Origin of the sequence: Pseudomonas emilianonis (assembly GCF_023072625.1) — a bacterium.
GTDB lineage: Bacteria > Pseudomonadota > Gammaproteobacteria > Pseudomonadales > Pseudomonadaceae > Aquipseudomonas > Aquipseudomonas paraveronii.
The window spans coordinates 1-2,073 of sequence record NZ_JAKNRV010000591.1 but is presented as its reverse complement, the minus strand read 5'-3'; the positions used below and the strand labels follow the sequence as shown (position 1 = coordinate 2,073).

At 61.0% G+C, this 2,073-nt stretch carries 1 protein-coding gene; it reads left to right on the top strand.

Annotation, left to right across the window (positions count from 1 at the left end; genetic code table 11):
- Positions 1–1,127, top strand: a 1,127-nt coding sequence (locus tag L9Z73_RS29760; RefSeq protein ID WP_247408494.1) for an SLC13 family permease, incomplete at its 5' end; no start/stop codon positions are given.
- Positions 1,128–2,073 lie beyond the last annotated feature (946 nt).

Genomic DNA, 2,073 nt, shown 5'->3' with positions numbered 1-2,073 from the left:
CCGCCATGACCCACACCGGCCTGGACCGGCGCATCGCCCTGGTCACCCTGACCCGGGTCGGCACCAGCACCCGTGGCATTCTGCTGGGGGCGATCGCGGTGACCATCCTCCTGAGCCTCGTGGTGCCCAGCGCCACCGCGCGCAGTGCCTGTGTGGTGCCGATCATGATGGGCGTGGTGGCGGCGTTTGGCGTCGATAAACGCTCGAACATCGCTGCCGGCCTGATGATCGTGGTGGCCCAGGGCACCAGCATCTGGAACGTCGGCATCCAGACCGCCGCTGCGCAGAACCTGCTGACCGTCGGGTTTATGGACAAGATGCTCGGCCAGCGCGTGTCGTGGATCGACTGGCTGATCGCCGGCGCGCCGTGGGCGCTGATCATGTCGGCGGTGTTGTTGTTTCTGGTGATCAAACTGCTGCCGCCGGAAAGCGACAGCATCCCCGGCGGCAAAGAAGCCGTGGCCCAGTCGCTGGTGGACATCGGCCCAATGACCGGCCCGCAAAAACGCTTGCTCACCGTATCGGTGCTGTTGCTGTTGGCGTGGGCTACCGAAGGGCGCCTGCACAATTTCGACACCACCTCGACTACCTACGCCGGGCTGGTGTTCCTGCTCTTGCCGGGGATTGGCGTGATGACCTGGAAGGATGTGCAGTCGCGGATTCCGTGGGGCACGGTGATTGTGTTCGGTGTCGGTATCAGCCTCGGTACGGCGTTGTTGACTACCCAGGCCGGGCAATGGCTGGGCTCGCAGGTGGTGGCGCACACCGGGCTGGACCAGGTCGGGCCGCTGGGCGTGTTTGCGATCCTCGGGGCGTTTTTGATCTTGATCCACTTGGGGTTTGCCAGTGCGACGGCGTTGACCTCGGCGTTGTTGCCGATCCTGATTGCGGTGTTGCAGACCTTGCCGGGGGAATTCAACCGCCTGGGGATGACCATGCTGCTGGGGTTTGTGGTGAGCTACGGGTTTATTCTGCCGATCAATGCGCCGCAGAACATGGTGTGCCTGGGGACCGGGACGTTTACGGCGCGGCAGTTTGCCAAGGTGGGGGTTTTGGTGACGTTGATTGGTTATGGGTTGATGTTGGTGTTTGCGGCGACGTACTGGAGTTGGCTTGGCTGGATCTGACATGGGGTGTGGGCTCCAATACACATGTGGTTTCCGATACAAAGGAGATCCAATGTGGGAGGGGGCTTGCCCCCGATGGCGGCCTCTGGGCCGACCATTTTTTTGGTTGAGTTGAGTACATATCCATTCCTGCGGTAACGGCTGCTATGGGTTCCGCCCTTACGGCGGGTCACTTTTGGAAAAGAGCCCCAAAAGTAACCAAAAGGGCTCTTGCCCCACCACTCGGCACCTCGCCTAGGCTCGGTGTGCCCGAACGCAGGCTTGAATCCGTGGGCCGCCGTCATGGGCCATCCATGGCCCAGGACGGCTAACCCGGCGTCCTGCCGGGTTACCCACGGATTCAAGCCTGCGTTCGGCCAGCGTGGTTTTACGGGGCGCCTAAGATCAAAAGCCAAAGCAAAAGCCAAGCGAGGCGGCCTTATAGCCGACCTGATCCTGGAAGCCGAACTCGGTCAAAAATGTGGGAGGGGGCTTGCCCCCGATAGCGGTGGGTCAGTCATGCATGTATTGGCTGACACTATGCTATCGGGGGCAAGCCCCCTCCCACATTTGGATCTCCATAGATCAGATAGACCCCCTTGCCCCCTTGAAAACGCCGTTGCTCTTGCTCTTGCTCTTGCTCTTGCTCTTGCTCTTGCTCTTGCTCTTGCTCTTGCTCTTGCTTTTGATCTTAGGCGCCCCGTAAAACCACGCTGGCCGAACGCAGGTATTACGCAGCGGGTACACCGGCAGGGATGCCGGTTTAGCCGTCCCGGGCCATGGATGGCCCGTGACGGCGGCCCGCGGAGTAATGCCTGCGTTCGGGCACACCGAGCCTAGGCGAGGTGCCGAGTGGTGGGGCAAGAGCCCTTTGGTTACTTTGGGGCTTTTTGTATGGACCGGAAACATGGTGGACACATGTGCGGGGACATGGTTGACACATTATGGACCATAGTCAGGTTTGCTC